This window comes from Escherichia sp. E4742 (genome assembly GCF_005843885.1).
Lineage (GTDB): Bacteria > Pseudomonadota > Gammaproteobacteria > Enterobacterales > Enterobacteriaceae > Escherichia.
Window position 1 is genome coordinate 3512213 of the sequence record NZ_CP040443.1, and the last position, 21743, is coordinate 3533955.

1 protein-coding gene is annotated in these 21743 nt (G+C 60.3%); it reads left to right on the top strand.

Features of this window, described 5'->3' with window-relative positions; translation table 11 throughout:
• The first annotated feature begins 71 nt into the window (after positions 1-71).
• Positions 72-21740, top strand: coding sequence for a BapA-related adhesin SiiEA (gene siiEA, locus FEM44_RS16980; RefSeq protein WP_135523124.1), 21669 nt, complete (start codon positions 72-74; stop codon positions 21738-21740).
• Positions 21741-21743 lie beyond the last annotated feature (3 nt).

Here is a 21743-nt window from a genome sequence, read left to right on the forward strand (position 1 = left end):
AGTGATTACCTTTGTCTTATTTAGATAAATGGACTCGCTAAGGATGTGCGCCATTTATCAGGAATGCCATTATGAGCCTGATTATTGATGTTATTTCGCGAAAAACATCCGTCAAACAAACGCTGATCAATCCTGGCGACGTTACGGTTGTCATTTATGAGCCCTCTGTGGTGCAGGTTCATGCTCAGGCATCTGCCGTTGCGCGTTATGTTCGTGACGGAAATGACTTGTTGATCTATATGCAGGACGGCACGGTGATCCGCTGCAACGGTTATTTCCTGCAAGCGGCAAATACCAGCGAACAATCCGAACTGGTGTTTGCCGATGGTCAACAACTGACGCACGTAACATTTGCCGATACCGCGGCAGGTGGATTAGCGCCCGTGGAGCTGACCGCTCAGACCACCGCAATTGAAAGCATTGCGCCGTACCTTGATATCGTCGGTCAGACGACGGCTTTCCCGTGGGGATGGCTGGCGGGGGCGGCGGTAGGTGGCGGCGCGCTTGGCGCTTTACTGGCAAGCGGTGGCGATGATGGCTCAAAAACTGAAGTGGTTAACAACCCACCGCCAGCCGAACCCGGCAACGCCACGCCATCGTTTTTGGTAACCGATAATCAGGGCGATCAACGCGGTATTCTTTCCGCCAACGATACCACCGATGATACTACGCCAACCTTTAGCGGCAGCGGGCAGGCGGGGGCGACCATCCAGATTAAAGACAGCAATGGGGACACCATCGCCAGTACTCAGGTCGGTAGCGATGGACGCTGGAGCGTCGATTTGCCCACGCAAAGCGCGGGCGAACATACCTGGTCAGTGGTGCAAATCGTCGGTAGCACCATTACCAACGCCGGGTCGATAACGTTAACCATCGACAATAGTCAGGCCGCCGTACAGCTCGCCACCACCGCAGGCGATAACATCATTAATGCCAGCGAACAGGCAGCCGGATTTACGCTTTCTGGCACCAGTAGCCATCTGGCACAGGGAACAGAACTCACCGTCACGCTTAACGGCAAAACCTACACCACCACCGTTGGGGCTAACGGTGGGTGGAGCGTGCAGGTGCCGACCGCCGATGCGCAAGCGTTAGGAGAAGGGAATCAGGCGGTGCTGGTCAGTGGGAAAGATGCCACGGGCAATACGGTCACTGGCGCGCAACTGTTAACGGTCGATACCCAACCGCCGACACTTGCTATCAACACTATCGCCCAGGACAACATTGTCAGCGCCGCCGAGCATAACGCCGCGCTGGTACTGAGCGGCACATCGAATGCGGAAGCGGGGCAAACCGTAACCCTGAACCTGAACGGCGTCACCCACACTGCAACCGTCGGTAGTGACGGAACCTGGCAAGTGACGCTGCCTGCGACAGAGGTACAGGCGCTGGCAGATGGTGGCTACACGCTTAACGCCAGCGTCAGCGACCGGGCAGGAAACACCACCAGCAACAGTGCGAATTTCGCGGTAGACACCAGTGCGCCAGTGGTTAGCGTTAATACCATCGCTGGCGACGATATTCTTAACACCGCTGAACAGATTGTGGCGCAGATTATTTCCGGTCAGGTCAGTGGCGCTTCACCTGGCGATACGGTCACCGTGAAGTTAGGTGCTACTGTTCTGACTGGTGTAGTGCTGGGGGACGGTACATGGAATGTGGCGCTGGATCCAGCGGTAACCCGCACCCTGGCGCGTGGGCCTAACGATATTATTGTCACGGTTACCGATGCTGCTGGTAATACCGGTACTGCGACTCATAACATCACCCTGGCGGGCGTCGCGCCGCAAGTGTCGATAGATGCTATCAGCGGTGATAACGTACTGAATTCACTGGAGTCTCAGCAGCCGCTAACGTTAAGTGGCACCAGCAATTTACCGGACGGCGGCACGGTTAGCGTGACGTTGAATAATGTCACGTATAGCGCTCAGGTTAGCGGCGGCGTCTGGTCGCTGAGCGTTCCGGTGAGCGATGTTGTCAATCTGGCGAATACCAATTACACCATTACTGCCAGCGCCACAGATGTGACCGGCAACACCGGCACCGCGCAGAGCAATTTACTGGTCGATACGGTGCTGCCACAGGTGATCATCAACACCTTTGCGGGCGACAACATTGTCAACAACGCCGAAGCGGGGGCAGATCAAACCCTCAGTGGGCGCGTCGTGGGTGCGGCGCAGGGTGATACGGTAACTATTGAGCTGGGCGGCAATACTTACACGGCGACGGTGGGCAGCAATCTCACCTGGAGCGTGAACGTTCCGGCGGCAGATTTACAGGCGCTGGGCGACGGTGCGTTAACCATTAATGCTTCGGTTACCACCGTACATGGCAATACAGGCAGCAGCGCGCTTGATATCACCATCAGTGCCGGGCTGCCGGGGCTGCGCATTGACACCATCGCGGGTGATGATGTGATCAATGCCGTTGAGCAGCAGCAAAATCTGATCATCACCGGTAGTAGTACCAATCTTCCCGCTGGAAGAGTGGTCACTGTTTTGCTCGGTGGCAACACCTACCAGGGGGTGACCGACAGCAACGGCAACTGGCAGGTAGGCGTGCCTGCGGCAGATTTACAGGCGCTGACGCCGGGGACGATAGTGGTTAATGCCAGCGCAACGGACCCGGCCGGGAACCCGGTTTCCATCGATCGCAGCGTGGAAGTCAATCCGGGCGCGGTGCTTATCACCATCAATACCGTCTCCGGCGATGACATTATTAATGCCGCAGAAAAAGGCGCGCCGTTAACGCTGACTGGCACCACGCAGTTGGTGGAAACCGGGCAAACCGTGGTAGTGAAATTCGCCGGGCAAACCTTTACTACCACCGTTCAGTCGGGGGGCGGCTGGAGCCTGACCGTCCCCGCCAGTACAGTCAGTAGTCTGGCAGATGGCGCAGCAGAAATCACCGCGACCGTCACCAACATCAGCGGTAACACTGGCGACACCTCCCGCACCATTACCGTCGACAGTCAGGCCCCGGCGTTGAGCATTGATCCACTGACTGCCGACAACATCATCAACGCCGCCGAAAGTGGGCAGGATCTGTCCATCACTGGCACCACCGACGCCCAGCCGGGGCAGACGGTGACCGTTACGTTGAATGGGCAGACGTATCAGGGCGTCGTGCAGCCAGACGGCACCTGGAGCGTGACCGTTCCCGCCGCGAATGTTGACGCACTGGCTGACGGCAACGCCACGGTCACCGCCAGCGTGAACGATATCGCAGGTAACCCGACCAGCGTCTCACGTGTGGCGCTGGTCGATGCCACGCCGCCCGTGGTGACCATTAATCCGGTGGCGACCGATAACGTCATCAACACGCCGGAACACACCCAGGCGCAAATTATCAGCGGCACGGTTACTGGCGCACAGGCGGGCGATATCGTCACCGTGACGCTGAATAACGTGAATTACACCACGGTGGTGGATGCTTCCGGCAACTGGAGTCTGGGCGTTCCGGCCTCGGTGGTCAGTGGGCTGGTGGACGGCAGTTATCCTGTCAGCGTCTCAGTAACCGATCGTGCCGGAAACACGGGCAGCCAGGCGCTGACCGTCACGGTCGATACCGCCGCGCCAGTGATTGGTATTAACACCATTGCTGGCGATGATGTGATAAACGCCAGCGAAAAAGGGGCCGATGTCCAGATTACCGGTACCAGCGATCAGCCAGCCAATACCACCATCACCGTGACGCTGAACGGGCAAAATTACACCGCCACGACCGACGCCTCCGGCAACTGGAGCGTGACGGTTCCGGCCTCGGCGGTAACCGCACTGGGCCAGGCCAACTACACGGTAACGGCAGCGGTGACCAGCGGTATCGGCAACAGCGCCACCGCCAGCCATAACGTACTGGTCGACAGCGCATTGCCCGGTGTGACCATTAACCCGGTGGCAACCGACGATATTATTAACGCCGCCGAAGCGGGCGTAGCGCAAACCATCAGCGGACAGGTTACCGGAGCCGCCGTTGGCGACACGGTAACGATTACGCTGGGCGGCAATACTTACACCACCACCGTCCAGCCGGGATTAAGCTGGAGCGTGAGCGTTCCGGCGGCAGATATTCAGGCGCTGGGCAATGGCGATTTAACGGCAAATGCCTCGGTCACCAATCAAAACGGCAATACCGGTAGCGGCACGCGGGATATCACCATCGACGCCAATCTGCCCGGCCTGCGGGTCGATACGGTGGCAGGCGATGATGTGGTCAATATCATCGAACATGGGCAGGCGCTGGTAGTTAGCGGCAGCAGTTCGGGGCTGGCAGAAGGCACGCCGCTTACCGTCACGATTAATAATGTGGAATACACCACTGCGGTGCAGGCCGATGGCAGCTGGAGCGTGGGCGTCACGGCGGCGCAGGTTAGCGCCTGGCCTGCGGGGACGGTTAATATTGCCGTCTCCGGGGAAAGTAGCGCCGGAAATCCGATAAGCATTACGCATCCGGTAACGGTGGATCTCACTCCGGCGGCTATCACCATCAACACTATCGCCACGGACGATGTGATTAACGCCGCAGAAAAAGGCGCTGATTTAACGCTTTCCGGCACCACCACGAATGTAGAAGCCGGGCAAACGGTCACCGTGACCTTTGGCGGTAAAAACTACACCGCTACCGTGGCGAGCGATGGTAGCTGGACCGCCACTGTTCCCGCCGCCGATCTGGCGTCATTAACCGATGGCAGCGCCTCCGCGCAGGCCAGCGTCAGCAACGTCAACGGCAATAGCGCCTCGGCGGTGCATAGCTACAGCGTCGACAGCAGCGCGCCAACCATCATTATCAATACCGTTGCCAGCGACAATATCGTCAACGCCAGTGAAGCCGACGCGGGAGTGACGGTGAGCGGCAGCACCACCGCCGAAGCGGGGCAGATTGTTACGATAACGCTTAACAGCCCGACCGTGCAGACGTATCAGGCAACGGTACAGGCCGACGGTAGCTGGAGCATTAATATTCCGGCGGCAGATCTTGAGGCGTTGACCGATGGCAGCCACACCCTGACGGCGACGGTCAATGACAAAGCGGGCAACCCGGCGAGCACCACGCATAATCTGGCGGTGGATCTCACCGTTCCGGTGCTGACCATCAACACCATTGCGGGTGATGATATTATTAACGCCGCCGAGCACGGACAGGCGCTGGTGATTTCTGGTTCCGGTACCGGCGGGGAAGCGGGGGATATCGTCACCGTCACGCTAAACAGTAAAACCTATACCACGACGCTTGATGCCTCCGGCAACTGGAGCGTCGGCGTTCCGGCGGCGGATGTCACGGCGCTGGGCAGCGGCCCGCAAACCGTAACGGCGAGCGTTACCGATGCGGCAGGCAACAACGACAGCGAGACGCACACGGTCACCGTTAACCTTACCGCGCCGACCATTGGCATCAACACCATCGCCACCGATGACGTGATTAACGCCAGCGAAAAAGGCGCAGATCTGCAAATTTCCGGCACCAGTAACCAGCCCGCAGGCACCACAATTACGCTGACGCTTAACGGGCAAAATTACATCGCGACGACGGACGCCGCAGGCAACTGGAGCACCACGGTGCCAGCATCCGCCGTCGGTGCGCTGGGCGAAGCCAGCTACACGGTGACGGCGAACGTCACCGACAGCGCAGGCAACAGCAATTCCGCCAGCCATAACGTGCAGGTGAATACTGCGCTGCCGGGCGTCACCCTTAATCCGGTGGCGAACGACGACATTATTAACGCCGCCGAATCGGGCGTGGCACAGACCATCAGCGGTCAGGTGACGGGCGCGGCGGCGGGCGATACCGTCACCGTAACGCTGGGTGGCAAAACCTACACTGCTACCGTGCAAGGGAATTTAAGCTGGAGCGTGGACGTTCCGGCGGCAGATATTCAGGCCATCGGTAATGGCGAGCTGACGGTTAACGCCTCGGTAACCAACGGCGTTGGCAATACTGGCAGCGGTTCGCGAGACATTACTATCGACGCCAATTTGCCTGGTCTGCGCGTCGACACCGTGGCGGGCGATGATGTGGTCAATAGCATCGAGCACGCTCAGGCGCTGGTGATAACCGGTGGCAGCAGCGGGCTGGCGACGGGCGCGGCGCTGACGGTGGTGATTAACACGGTCACTTACGCTGCGACCGTATTAGCCGATGGCACATGGAGCGTTGGTGTTCCGGCAGCAGATGTGGGCAACTGGCCTGCGGGGACGGTGAATATCACGGTTTCTGGCGCCAGTAGCGCAGGAAACCCGGTCACTATCACTCATCCGGTCACCGTCGATCTGTCGGCGGTGGCGATCTCCATTAACACCGTTTCCGGCGACGATGTGATTAACGCTGCCGAAAAAGGGGCAGATTTAACCCTTTCCGGCAGCACCTCCGGCGTGGAAGCGGGGCAAACGGTCACCGTCATCTTTGGCGGAAAAACCTACACCGCCACCGTAGCAGGTGATGGTAGCTGGACAACCACCGTACCCGCCGCCGATCTCAACGCGTTACGCGACGGTGACGCCACCGTGCAGGCCAGCGTCAGCAACGTTAACGGCAACACGGCTTCGGCAACGCACGCCTACAGCGTCGATGCTACGGCACCGACGCTTGCCATTAACACCATCGCCACTGACGATATTCTGAACGCCGCCGAGGCGGGCAATCCGCTAATCATCAGCGGCAGCAGTAGCGCCGAAGCGGGGCAGACGGTAACCGTCACGCTTAATGGCGTGACTTACAGCGGCACCGTCCAGGCGGACGGCAGCTGGAGCGTCAGCGTACCGACGGCGGATCTCAGCAATCTGACCGCCAGCCCGTACACGGTCAGCGCCTCGGTAAACGACAAAGCGGGTAACCCGGCGTCCGCAACTCACGGTCTGGCGGTGGATCTCACTGTTCCAGTGCTGACCATCAACACCGTCTCCGGCGATGACATTATTAACGCCACCGAACACGGGCAGGCGCTGGTGATCTCCGGTTCCAGCACTGGTGGCGAAGCGGGCGATGTCATCACCGTCACGTTAAACAGTAAAACCTACACCACCACACTGGACGCCTCCGGCAACTGGAGCGTCGGCGTTCCGGCGGCAGATGTCACCGCGCTGGGCAGCGGCCCGCAAACCATCACCGCCACCATTACGGATATCGCGGGTAATAGCGATGATGCCAGCCGCACGGTCACTGTGAATTTCACCTCGCCAACCATTGGCATCAACACTATCGCCAGCGATGACGTGATTAACGCCACGGAAAAAGGCGCGGATCTGCAAATTACTGGCACCAGTAATCAGCCCGCAGGCACCACCATTACGGTGACGCTGAACGGGCAAAATTATACCGCCACTACCGATAGCAACGGCAACTGGAGCGCCACGGTGCCAGCGTCAGCGGTTAGCGCGCTGGGTGAAGCTAACTACACGGTAACCGCAAACGTCACTGACACGGCAGGCAACAGCAATTCCGCCAGCCATAACGTGCTGGTCAACAGCGCCTTGCCTGCCGTCACCATTAACGCGGTGGCGACCGACGATATTATTAACGCTGCTGAATCCGGAAACGCGCAAACCATCAGCGGCCAGGTCACGGGTGCGGCGCAGGGAGATACGGTCACCGTTACGTTGGGCGGCAACACCTACACCGCCACGGTGCAGGCTAATTTAAGCTGGAGCGTGGACGTTCCGGCGGCGGATATTCAGGCGCTGGGCAACGGTTCTCTGACAGTTAACGCCTCGGTCACCAATGGCGTTGGCAACACGGGCAGCGGCTCGCGGGATATCACAATCGACGCCAATCTGCCTGGCTTACGCGTCGATACGGTGGCGGGCGATGATGTCATAAACAGCATTGAGCACAATCAGGCGCTGGTGATCACCGGGAGCAGCAACGGATTAACGGTGGGAACGGCGTTAACGGTCGTTATCAATAATGTGACTTACGCCGCGACGGTGTTAGCCGACGGCACATGGAACCTCGGTGTTCCGGCGGCAGACGTCAGCAACTGGCCTGCGGGTACGGTGGATATAACCGTAAGCGGCACCAACAGCGCCGGAACAACCTCCACCATAACTCATCCGGTTACCGTCGATCTGGCGGCGGTCGCCATCACCATTAACACTCTCTCTGGTGATGATGTGATCAACGCCGTCGAAAAAGGCGAAACGCTGGTCGTAAGCGGCAGCACCAGCGGTGTGGAAGCCGGGCAAACGGTGACCGTGACCTTTGGCGGCAAAAATTACACCACCACCGTGGAAGCCAACGGTAGCTGGACGGTGAATGTGCCGCCTGCCGATCTCGCCGCGCTGCCTGACGGCGCGGGCAACGTGCAGGCGAGCGTCAGCAACATTAACGGCAACAGTGCTCAGGCCGATCGTGCGTACAGCGTCGATGCCACCGCGCCGCTTGTGACCATCAACACCATCGCCAGCGACGATATTCTCAACGTGAGCGAAGCGGGCGCGGGGATCACCATCAGCGGCACCACCACGGCGCAGGCCGGACAGACGCTGACCGTCACGCTCAATAACAACACGTACCAGACCACCGTTCAGGCGGATGGCACCTGGAGCGTGAACGTTCCGGCAACGGATTTGAGCGGATTAACCGCCAGCAGCTATACCGTGACTGCGACGGTGAGCGATAAAGCGGGTAACCCGGCAAGCGTCGACCACGCGCTGGCGGTGGATGTCACCGCGCCGGATCTCACCATTAACACCGTTTCGGGCGATGACATTATCAACGCCATCGAACACGGTCAGGCGCTGGTCGTCAGCGGAACCAGTACGGGCGCGGCAGCGGGCGATGTGGTAACTGTCACGCTCAACGGTAAAAACTACACCACCACGCTGGATGCCTCCGGTAACTGGAGCGTGGGTATTCCGGCGGCGGATGTCACGGCGCTGGCAACCGGCAGCCAGACCATCACCGCCAGCCTGATCGATCGCGCGGGCAACAGCGACAGCACGACTCACGATGTGACCGTTGATCTCAGTGGCCCGACGCTGACCATCAATATCGTCTCCGGCGATGACATCATTAACAATACCGAGAAAACCCAGGATCTGACCATCAGCGGCGGCTCCAGCGGTCTGGCGACAGGCACCACGGTCACCGTGATGTTGAACGGTCTGGCGTACAGCGCCACCACTGATGGTTCTGGCAACTGGAGCATCACCGTGCCTGCTTCGGCTGTGGGTGCATTGGGCGAGGCGGTGTACCAGATTAGCGCCAGCGCCACCGACAGCGCGGGCAACAGCGGCAGTACCACCCATACGGTGAATGTCGAATCGCTCCTGCCTGGGGTAATCATTAATACCGTGGCAGGCGATGACATTATCAACGCCGCTGAAATCGCTGTTAACCAGACTATTAGCGGTCAGGTCACGGGAACGGCGGAGGCGGGGAATACGGTGACGGTCACGCTTGGTGGCAACCAGTATACCGCTACCGTGCAACCAGATTTAAGCTGGAGCGTCAGCGTGCCGGCGGCAGATTTGCAGGCGCTGGGCAACGGTGAGCTGACCATCAGCGCCTCGGTCACCAACACCACAGGCAATACTGGCACCGCCACACACGACATCGTGATAGATGCCAATCTGCCTGGTCTGCGCGTCGATACCGTAGCAGGCGATGATGTGGTCAATATTATCGAACACGGTCAGGCACTGGTGGTAACCGGCAGCAGCACCGGACTGGCGGTGGGAACGCCACTGACAGTGGAAATCAACAGCGTCACCTACGGCGCAACGGTACTCGCCGATGGCACCTGGAGCGTCGGTGTTCCGGTTGGGGACGTCGCTAACTGGCCAGCGGGGACGGTCGATATTACGGTTACAGGCACCAACACCGCCGGAACGACAACCAGCATTAGCCATCCGATCACGGTCGATCTCGCTGCCGTCGCTATCACCATCAATATACTTTCCGGCGACGATGTGATTAACGCCGCCGAAAAAGGCAGCGATTTGCAGCTCTCCGGCACCACCTCCGGTGTGGAAGCGGGGCAGACCATCACCGTTATTTTCGGCGGCAAAAGCTACACCACCACGGTTGCGGCGGATAATACCTGGGGGCTGACGATCCCAGCCGCCGATCTCGCCGCTTTGCCAGATGGCGCAGCAAACGTACAAGCCAGCGTCAGCAACGTAGCTGGTAACAACGCCCTGGCAACGCATGTTTATAGTGTCGATGTCACTGCGCCCTCCGTTACTATCAACACCATCGCCACGGACGATATTCTTAATGCCGCTGAAGCCGGAACCGCGCTGACCATCAGCGGCACCAGCACGGCAGAAGCCGGGCAGGCGGTGACCGTGACGCTAAACGGCGTTAATTACAGCGGCAATGTACAGGCAGACGGTAGCTGGAGCGTCAGCGTACCGACTGGCGATTTAGCGAATCTCACCGCCAGCCCGTATACCGTCAACGCGGCGGTCAGCGACAAAGCCGGAAATCCGGCCTCGGCAACGCATAATCTGGCGGTGGACCTTGCCGCTCCGGTCGTTACCATCAACACGGTAGCGGGCGATGACATCATTAACGCCACGGAACATGCTCAGGCGCAGATTATCAGCGGCTCGGCAACGGGCGCGACGACTGGTAACACGGTTTCTGTGACGATTGGCACGACCACCTACAACACCGTGCTGGACGCCAACGGCAACTGGAGCATCGGCGTGCCTGCCAGCGTGATTTCCGCACTGGCGCAGGGCGATGTGACCATTACCGCCACGGTCACCGACTCTGCAGGCAACAGCGGCACAGCCTCGCACACTGTCAGCGTGGCGCTCGGCGCTCCGGTGCTCGGCATTAACACCATCGCCGTCGACGACATTATCAACGCCACCGAGAAAGGCGCGGATCTGGCGATTTCCGGCAGCAGCAACCAGCCTGCGGGTACGCAGGTAACCGTTACGCTTAACGGGCAAAATTACACCACCACAGCCGATGCCTCCGGTAACTGGAGCGTGACCGTTCCGGCGTCCGCTGTGAGCGCGCTTGGTGAAGCCACTTACACGGTGACCGCCGCAGCTATTGACTCCGCTGGCAACAGCGGTTCCGCCAGCCATAACGTGCAGGTTAATACCGCGCTGCCGGGCGTCACCATTAACATTGTGGCAACGGACGATATTATTAACGCTGCCGAAGCAGGGGCAGATCAAACTATCAGCGGTCAGGTTACAGGCGCAGCGGCGGGCGACACGGTGACCGTCACGCTGGGTGGCGAGACTTACACGGCGACAGTGCAGGCCAATTTAAGCTGGAGTATGAGTGTTCCGGCAGCCGCTTTACAGGCGTTGGGCAACGGTGAGTTGACCATTTCGGCCACGGTGACAAACAGCGTGGGCAATACTGGCAGCGGTACGCGCGACATTACCATTGACGCTAATCTGCCAGGTCTGCGGGTCGATACGGTCGCTGGCGATGATGTGGTGAATATTATCGAGCACGGGCAGGCACTGGTGGTAACCGGCAGCAGTTCTGGACTGGCAGCGGGTGCGGTACTCACGGTTTCGATTAATAGCCAGACCTATAGCGCAACGGTTTTAGCCGATGGCTCATGGAGCGTCGGCGTTCCGGCGGTGGATGTCAGCGCCTGGCCTGCGGGGACGGTCACGATTACGGCGAGCGGTAGCACCACAGCCGGAAATCCGGTCAGCGTCACGCACCCGGTCACCGTCGATCTCACGGCGATCGCCATCAGCATTAACACCATTACCGCCGATGATGTGATAAACGCCGCTGAAAAAGGCGCGGCGTTAACACTCTCCGGCAGCACTTCCGGCGTCGAAGCCGGGCAAACGGTCACCGTCACCTTTGGCGGCAAAAGCTATACGGCAAGCGTTGCGGCGAACGGTTCGTGGAGCGCCACGGTTCCGGCGGCGGATATGGCAGCCCTGCGTGATGGCGATGCCAGCGCACAGGCCAGCGTCAGCAATGTTAATGGCAACACCACCACCACTACCCACGCGTACAGCGTCGATGCCAGCGCGCCAACGGTGACCATCAACACCATTGCGGGCGACGACATTCTTAACGCCACCGAAGCGGGTACGGCGCTGACCATCAACGGCAGCAGTTCGGCGGAAGCGGGGCAAACGGTTACCGTCACGCTCAATGGCGCAAATTATACCGGCACGGTACAAACGGACGGTAGCTGGAGCGTCAGCGTGCCGCCAGCAGCGTTAAGCGCCTTGACCGCCAGCAACTACACCGTCAGCGCGGCGGTGAGCGACAAAGCCGGAAACCCGGCCTCCGCTAACCATAACCTGACGGTGGATACTTCCGTTCCGGTCGTCACCATCAACACGGTGGCGGGCGATGATGTGATCAACGCGACGGAACACGCCCAGGCGCAGATCATCAGCGGCTCCGCCACGGGTGCGGCAACCGGTAGCACCGTGACGGTGACTATTGGCACCAATACCTTCACCACCGTGCTGGATGCCAGCGGTAACTGGAGCGTCGGCGTTCCGGCAAGCGTCGTCTCGGCGCTGGCGAACGGCACGGTGACCATTAACGCCAGCGTGACCGATGCCGGAGGTAACAGCGGCAGCGCCACCCATCAGGTGACGGTCAATACGGGTCTGCCGTCAATTACCTTTAACGCCATCAGCGGCGATAACGTCCTGAACGCCGATGAAAAAGGCCAGCCGTTGACCATCAGCGGTAGCAGTACGGGGCTGGCGACGGGCGCACAGGTTACCGTCACGCTCAACGGTCATAACTACAGCACCACCACCGACGCGGCGGGCAACTGGACCTTAACCGTTCCGGTCAGCGATCTGGCGGCTCTAGGCCAGGCCAACTATACCGTCAGCGCCAGTGCCACCAGTACGGTGGGTAACACTGCCAGCAGCCAGGCGAATTTACTGGTCGACAGCGGCCTGCCGGGCGTCACCATCAACACCGTGGCAGGCGACGATATTATCAACGCCGCTGAAGCGGGCGCCGATCAAACCATCAGCGGGGTGGTGACCCGAGCCGCCGCAGGCGATACGGTTACCGTGACGCTGGGCGGCAACACTTACACTACCACGGTACAGGGCAACTTAAGCTGGAGTATCAGCGTTCCGGCAGCCGATCTCCAGGCGCTGGGCAATGGCGATTTGACCATTAACGCCTCGGTGACCAACGCGAATGGCAATACGGGCAGCGGCACGCGAGATATCACCATTGACGCCAACCTGCCAGGTCTGCGCGTGGATACCGTCGCGGGTGATGATATCGTCAACAGCATCGAACACGGGCAGGCGCTGGTGATCACCGGCGGCAGTAGCGGCCTGAATGCAGGCGCAGCGCTGACGGTCACCATTAACGGTGTGGCCTATGCCGCCACGGTACAGGCTGACGGTAGCTGGAGCGTCGGCATTCCGGCGGCGAACGTTAGCGCATGGCCAGCGGGGCCGTTGGCCGTTGATGTGGTAGGACAGAGCAGCGCCGGAAATCCGGTCAGCGTCAGCCATCCGTTCACCGTCGATTTAACGGCGGTGGCAATCAGCATCAACACCGTTGCCAGCGACGACGTGATTAACGCTGCCGAAAAAGGTGCCGGATTGACCCTTTCCGGCAGCACCAGCGGGATTGAAAGCGGGCAAACCGTCACCGTCACTTTTGGCGGCAAAACCTACACCGCAAGCGTCGCCGCCAACGGAAGCTGGAGTGTGAACGTTCCGGCGGCAGATCTGGCAACCTTGCCAGACGGCGCGGCGAACGTGCAGGCCAGCGTCAGCAGCGCGAGCGGCAATAACGCTTCGGCAACGCATGCGTACAGCGTCGATGCCAGCGCGCCGACGCTGACCATAAACACCATCGCCAGCGATGACATTCTTAACGCCACGGAGGCCGGAAGCCCGCTCACCCTCAGCGGCACCAGCACCGCCGAAACCGGGCAGACGGTCACCGTCACCCTTAATGGCGCAACCTATAGCGGCAATGTACAGGCGGACGGTAGCTGGAGCGTCAGTGTTCCTACTTCAGCCTTAGGCGCGCTGACCGCAAGCAATTACACCGTCAGCGCCGCGGTCAACGACAAAGCAGGCAACCCCGGCAGCGCCAGCCATAATCTGGCGGTAGACACCACCGCGCCGGTTCTCACCATTAACACAGTGGCAGGCGATGACATCATCAACGATGCCGAACACGCGCAGGCGCTGGTGATCTCCGGCACCAGCAGCGGCGGGGAAGCGGGCGATGTGGTGAGCGTTGTGCTCAACGGAAAAACCTACACCACCACGCTGGATGCCTCCGGTAACTGGAGCGTTGGTGTTCCGGCGGCGGATGTTACGGCACTGGGTAGCGGTGCGCAGACCATCACTGCCAGCGTCAGCGATCGGGCGGGTAACAGCGACGACGCCAGCCGCACCGTGACCGTCAGCCTCAGCGCGCCAGTGATTAGCATCAACACCATCGCGGGCGATGATGTGATCAACGCGACGGAAAAAGGATCGAATCTGGCGCTTTCCGGCACCAGCGATCAGCCTGCGGGTACGGCGATCACCGTGACGCTGAACGGACAAAACTACAGCGCCACTACCGACGCCTCCGGCAACTGGAGCATTACCGTACCTGCCTCTGCGGTCAGTGCGCTGGGCGAAGCGACCTACAGCGTGACGGCGAGCGTCACCAATGCTCAGGGTAACAGCAGCACCGCCAGCCATAACGTGCAGGTCAATACCGCGCTGCCGGGCGTCACCATTAATCCGGTGGCGACGGACGACATTATCAATGCCGCCGAAGTCGGTAGCGCGCAAACTATCAGCGGCCAGGTAACCGGGGCGGCGGCGGGCAGTACCGTCACCGTTGAACTGGGCGGTAAAACTTACACCGCAACCGTGCAGGCTGATTTAAGCTGGAATGTGAGCGTGCCTGCCGCCGACTGGCAGGCGTTGGGTAACGGTGAGTTAACCGTTAACGCCTCGGTGACCAACGCCGTTGGCAACACCGGCAGCGGCACGCGCGATATCACCATCGACGCCAGTCTGCCCGGTCTGCGAGTCGATACCGTTGCAGGCGATGATGTGGTCAATATCATCGAACACGCTCAGGCGCAGGTGATTACTGGCAGCAGCTCCGGCTTTGCGGCAGGCACAGCGCTGACCGTGGTGATTAATAACCAAACTTACGCCGCCACAGTGCTGGCAAACGGCAGCTGGAGCGTCGGCGTTCCGGCGGCGGATGTCAGCAACTGGCCTGCGGGAACGCTGAACATTACCGTTAGCGGAGCGAACAGTGCCGGAACGCAAACCAGCATTACCCATCCGCTGACCGTTGATCTCACCGCCGTCGCCATCAGCATGAACAGCATCACCAGCGATGATGTGATAAACGCCGCCGAAAAAGGCGCGGCGTTAACGCTCTCCGGTAGCACGTCCGGCGTAGAAGCGGGGCAAACCGTCACTGTGACCTTTGGCGGCAAAACCTACACCACCACGGTGGCGGCAAACGGTAGCTGGAGCACCACCGTTCCGGCTGCGGATATGGCGACGTTGCGTGATGGCGATGCCAGCGCCCAGGTGCGGGTGACTAACGTCAACGGCAACAGCGCCACGGCCACGCACGAATATAGCGTCGATAGTGCCGCGCCATCGGTGACCATCAACACCATTGCCAGCGATAACATCATCAATGCCAGCGAAGCGGCGGCGGGCGTAACGGTATCCGGCACCAGCACGGCGCAAACGGGGCAGACGCTCACCGTCACGCTCAACGGCACTACCTACCAGACCATGGTGCAGGTGGACGGTAGCTGGAGCTTAACGCTGCCCGCCAGCGACTTAACCGCGCTTGCCAATAACGGCTACACCCTCACCGCCACGGTCAGCGATTTGGCGGGTAACCCTGGCAGCGCCAGCAAAGGCGTGACCGTCGATACCACCGCGCCCGTCATCAGTTTTAACACCGTGGCGGGCGATGATGTGATTAACAACGTCGAACATAACCAGGCGCAGATTATCAGCGGCACCGCCACGGGCGCGGTAGCGGGCGACCGCCTGGTGGTGACTATCGCCGGACAGCAGTACGTTACCAGCACCGATGCCAGCGGCAACTGGAGCGTCGGCGTGCCAGCCAGTGTGATTTCCGGCCTTACGGATGGCACGGTGACCATCAGCGCCACTATCACCGACAGCGCAGGCAACAGCAGCACGCAGACGCACAACGTGCAGGTGAACACGGCGGCAGTGTCGCTCTCGGTAAGCACCATCAGCGGCGATAACCTCATTAACGCCGCCGAAGCAGGCAGCGCGCTGACCCTGAGCGGCACCGGAACGAACTTTGCCGCAGGTACAGTGGTGACCGTGTTGCTTAACGGCAAAGGCTACAACGCTACCATTCAAAGCAACGGGAGCTGGAGTGTGAACGTGCCTGCGGCGGACGTCGCGGCACTGGCGGATGGCACCAGCTACACGGTCAGCGCTTCCGCCCAGGACAGCGCCGGAAACAGCGCCACGGCCTCGCGCAGCGTGGCGGTAGATCTCACCGCTCCGATTATCAGCATTAACACCGTTTCAACGGACGACCGACTCAACGCCGCCGAACAGCAGCAGCCGTTAACCCTTAACGGCTCGACCAGCGCGGAAGTGGGGCAGACGGTCACCGTGACCTTTGGCGGCAAAACCTACACCGCCACGGTTGCTGCCAATGGCACCTGGGCGCTGAACGTGCCTGCGGCGGATCTGGCAGCGCTCGGTCAGGGCGCGCAGACCATTACCGCCAGCGTGAACGATCGCGCCGGTAACCCCGGTCAAACCACGCACGCCCTGACCGTCGATACCGTTGCGCCGACGGTCACCATCGCCACGGTAGCGGGCGACGATATTATCAACAACGCCGAGCAGCTTGCCGGGCAGACCATCAGCGGCACCACCACCGCCGAAGTGGGTCAGACGGTCACTGTCACCTTTAACGGTCAGAGCTGGACCGCAACGGTCGGCAGCGGCGGAAGCTGGTCGGTGTTTATTCCGGCGCAGCAGTTTGCCGGATTAAGCGACGGCAGCTACACCATCAGCGCAACGGTCGCCGATCAGGCCGGAAACCCCGGCAGCGCCAGCCGTGGCGTCACGTTGAACGGCGATGTGCCTACCGTCACCATCAACACTTTTGCGGGCGACGATGTGGTGAACGCAGCGGAACACGGTTCGTCGCTGGTGATCAGCGGCACCACCACCGCGCCGGTCGGGCAGACGCTGACCCTGACTTTAAACGGCAAAACCTACACCACCACCGTGCAGACCGGTGGTAGCTGGAGCTACACCCTCGGCAGCGCCGATGTCACTGCGCTGGCGGACGGCAACGCCTACGTGATTAACGCCTCGGTGAGCAACGCCATTGGCAATACTGGCAGCAGCAATCACAGTATTACCGTCGATCTCAGCGCCCCGGCGATGGGTATTAATATCGATTCCCTGCAAACCGACACCGGGCTTAGCGCCAGCGACTTTATCACCAGCGTCAGCCCGGTGGTGGTCAACGGTTCGCTGACCGCCGCGCTTGCCAGTAACGAGACGGCGCAAATCAGTATCGACGGCGGCGCAACCTGGAGCACGCTCACCGTCACTGGCACGACCTGGCGCTATAACGACAGCCGCACGCTGACTGATGGCAATTATCTCTATCAGGTGCGGGTGATTGACGCGGCGGGCAACGTCGGCGCGACTGACAGCCAGAATGTGGTGATCGACACCATCGCGCCAGATCCAGCGGTGAAAACCATCGCTATCAGCGCGATCACCACCGATACCGGATTGATCACTAACGATTTTGTCACCAGCGACACGACGCTTGCGGTGAGCGGCTCGTTGGGGGCGACGCTGGCTGCTGGTGAGTTCGCGCAAATCAGCATCGACGGCGGTACAACCTGGCAGAATCTTTCCGTAAGCGGTTTGACCTGGACATACCTTGACGGGCGCACGCTGAGCGACGGCAACTACAACTATCAGGTGCGGGTTATCGACACCGCCGGAAATATCGGCGCGACCGCCAGCCAGATTGTCACCATTGACACCAGCGCGCCGCTGGCGAGCAAAACCATCGCCATTGCGGGCATCAGTGATGACACCGGTTTAAGCAGCAGCGATTTTGTTACTCGCGACACGACGCTGACCGTGCGCGGGACGCTCGGCGCGGCGCTGGCCGCCGATGAACGGGCGCAAATCAGCCTCGACGGCGGTGTCACCTGGACAACCTTAACCGTTATCGGCACCAGCTGGAGCTACGCCGATGGTCGCACGCTTACCGACGGCATCTGGAACTACACGGTGCGGGTGGTGGATCTGGCGGGGAATGTCGGGCAGACCGCGACGCAAAACGTGGTGGTCGATACCACCAGCCCGGAAGCGGCGAAAAGCATCACCATTACCGGCATCAGCGATGACACCGGAGCCAGCAGCAGCGATTTTATTACCAGCGATACCACGCTTACCGTGCGCGGCGTACTGGGCGCGGCGCTAGGGGCTAATGAGTTCGCGCAAATCAGCACCGACAACGGCGCTACATGGGTGAATGTGACGCTGGCAGCGGACGGCCTGAACTGGACATACGCTGATGGGCGCACGTTGACTAACGGCACGACAACCTGGCAGGTGCGGGTGGTCGATCTGGCAGGCAACGTTGGCGCAACGGGCAGTCAGACGGCGCAGATCGACACCGTTAACCCGGCGCAGGTGCTCACTATCGCCAGCATCAGCACCGACACGGGGAGTTCGTCCACCGACTTTATCACCAGTGATACCACGCTCACGTTGACGGGGTCACTGGGGGCGGGGCTTGCCAGCGGCGAAGTGGCGCAGATTAGCCTTGATGGCGGTGCGACCTGGACCACGCTCACTACCAACGGCACGCAGTGGACTTACACCGACAGCCGCACGCTGACAGATGGCAGCTACGTTTATCAGGTGCGGGTGCTGGATCTGGCGGGGAATACCGGCCCGGTGGTGTCGAAAACGGTGGTGGTCGATACGATTAACCCCACCGCCACGCCGACTATTGTGTCGTATACCGATGATGTCGGGCAGCGACAGGGGACGTTAAGCAGTTCGCAGGCCACCGACGATACCACGCCACTGCTGAACGGCGTGCTCTCCGGCCCGCTGGCCAGCGGCGAAGTGGTTTACCTCTACCGCAACGGCTTGTTGTTAGGTGCGGTAACGATGGTCGGCGCACTGAACTGGACCTACAGCGACAGCGGGCTGGTCAGCGGTGCGTATACCTACAGTGCGCGGGTAGTGGATCTGGCAGGGAATATCACCTCTTCCAGTGATTTTATCCTGACGGTGGATACCTCTATTCCGACCACGCTGGCGCAAATCACCAGCCAGACCACGCGTGACACCACGCCAATTATCAGCGGGGTGATCACTGCCGCGCTCGCCAGCGGGCAGTATGTCGAAGTGGTCATCAACGGCAAAACCTACACCTCGCAGCCGGGCGGTGCGGTGGTAGTCGATCCGGCGCACAACACCTGGTATGTGCAACTGCCGGATACCGATGTGCTGGCGGCGTCCGCAACCGCTTATAACGTCACCGCGCAGGTGAAAAGCTCGGCGGGCAACGGCAACACCGCTAACGTCAGCAACGGCTCGGTGACGGTCAACGCGGCAATTGATTACACGCCAGCCTGGACAACCGCCAATAAAACAACGGCCTGGGGGCTGACCTATGGCCTCGACAACCACGGGATGTGGACGGTGCTGGCAAACCAGCAAATTATGCAATCAACCGACCCGTTAACCTGGTCGAAGACCGCACTGACGCTGGTGCAAAGCGGTAACAACTACGCCACCAGTTCCATTGCCGATTACGATCGTAACGGCACGGGCGATCTGTTTATTACCCGCGATGACTACGGCACGGGGTATATCAACGGCTTTACCAATAACGGCGACGGCACCTTTTCCAGTGCGATTCAGGTGAACGTCGGCACCCTGACGTGGTACGGCTCGATTGTGGCGTTTGATAAAGAGGGCGACGGCTATCTCGATTTCTGGATTGGCGACGCGGGCGGGCCGGACTCCAACACCTTCCTGTGGAATAACGCAGGCACGCTGGTAGGCAACTCCACCACCGCCAACAACGGAGGGAGCGCCACGGTCGGCGGGGTAGTAAACGGCTATCTTTCCCTTAACGAAGGTTCCGGCGTCGATCTCAACAATGACGGCAGGGTAGACCTGGTTCAGCACACCTTCAACCTGAATAACTACTACACCCTTTCGTCGCTTATCAGCCAGGGCAACGGCACGTTTGTCTGGGGGCAGAACACCATCAACACCTTCCTCAGCGTTGCAGGCAGCGGCGGTAACTCGACGTCTGTCTCCATGACCTGGGCGGATTTCGATGGCGACGGCGATATGGATCTCTTCCTGCCCGCCAGCCAGGGAAGAGCTAACTACGGCTCGCTGTTATTCAATACCAACGGCGTGTTGGGTAATCCGGTGGCGGTGGGGGCAACGGCAACCACCTATGCCAGCCAGTTCAGCGTGGCGGTGGACTGGAACCACGATGGCCTGATGGATATCGCCCGTATTGCCCAGACCGGACAGTCCTACCTTTACACCAACGTTGGCGGGGCCAGCAACTGGACGCAGTCGGTACTCGGCGGCAGCCAGAGCGGCACCACCAGCGGCGTGGCGGCAATGGACTACGACTGGGACGGCGCGGTGGATGTACTGGTGACCAAACAGTCTGGCAGCGTGTTCCTGATCCGCAACACCAACACGGTGAGCTACGGCACTTCGCTGCACCTGCGCATCACCGATCCCAACGGCATTAACGTCTATTACGGCAATACCGTAAAACTGTACAACTCGGCGGGTGTGCTGGTCGCCACGCAAATCATCAACCCGCAGTCGGGGATGGGGGTTAACGACACCTCGGCGCTGGTCAATTTCTACGGGCTGAATGCCGGAGAAACCTACAACGCCGTGCTGATCAAATCCGCTGGCGCGACTGCCAGCAATATTGACCAGACGGTCAATACCAGCTGGGGCGGCTTACAGGCCACCGATGCTACCCACGCTTACGATCTCAGCGCCGAAGCGGGCACCGCGAGCAACAACGGCAAGTTCGTCGGCACCGGTTATAACGACACCTTCTTCGCCACCGCAGGCACCGACACTTACGACGGCTCCGGCGGCTGGGTGTACAGCTCTGGCACCGGAACCTGGCTGGCAAACGGTGGGATGGACGTGGTTGATTTTCGGCTATCGACGGTGGGCGTGACCGCTAACTTAAGCAGCACCGCCGCCCAGGCCACCGGTTTTAACACCTCGACATTTACCAATATCGAAGGCATTTCCGGCTCGAATTTTAACGACACTCTGACCGGCAGCACGGGCGATAACCAACTGGAAGGGCGCGGCGGTAACGACACGCTCAACATCGGCAACGGCGGCCACGACACCTTGCTCTATAAACTGCTCAACGCCAGCGACGCCACTGGCGGCAACGGTTCGGACGTGGTGAATGGTTTTACGGTAGGGACATGGGAAGGCACCGCCGACACCGACCGCATTGATATTCGTGAACTGTTGCAGGGCAGCGGCTACACCGGCAACGGCAAAGCCAGCTACGTCAACGGCGTGGCAACGCTGGATGCGCAGGCCGGAAACATCAGTGATTTTGTCAAAGTTACCCAGAGCGGCAGCGACACCATCGTGCAGATCGACCGCGACGGCACGGGCGGTGGCTTTGCGACAGCTAACGTGGTCACGCTGACGGGCGTGCATACCGACCTCGCCACCTTGCTGGCGAATCATCAGTTGATGGTGGTGTAGATA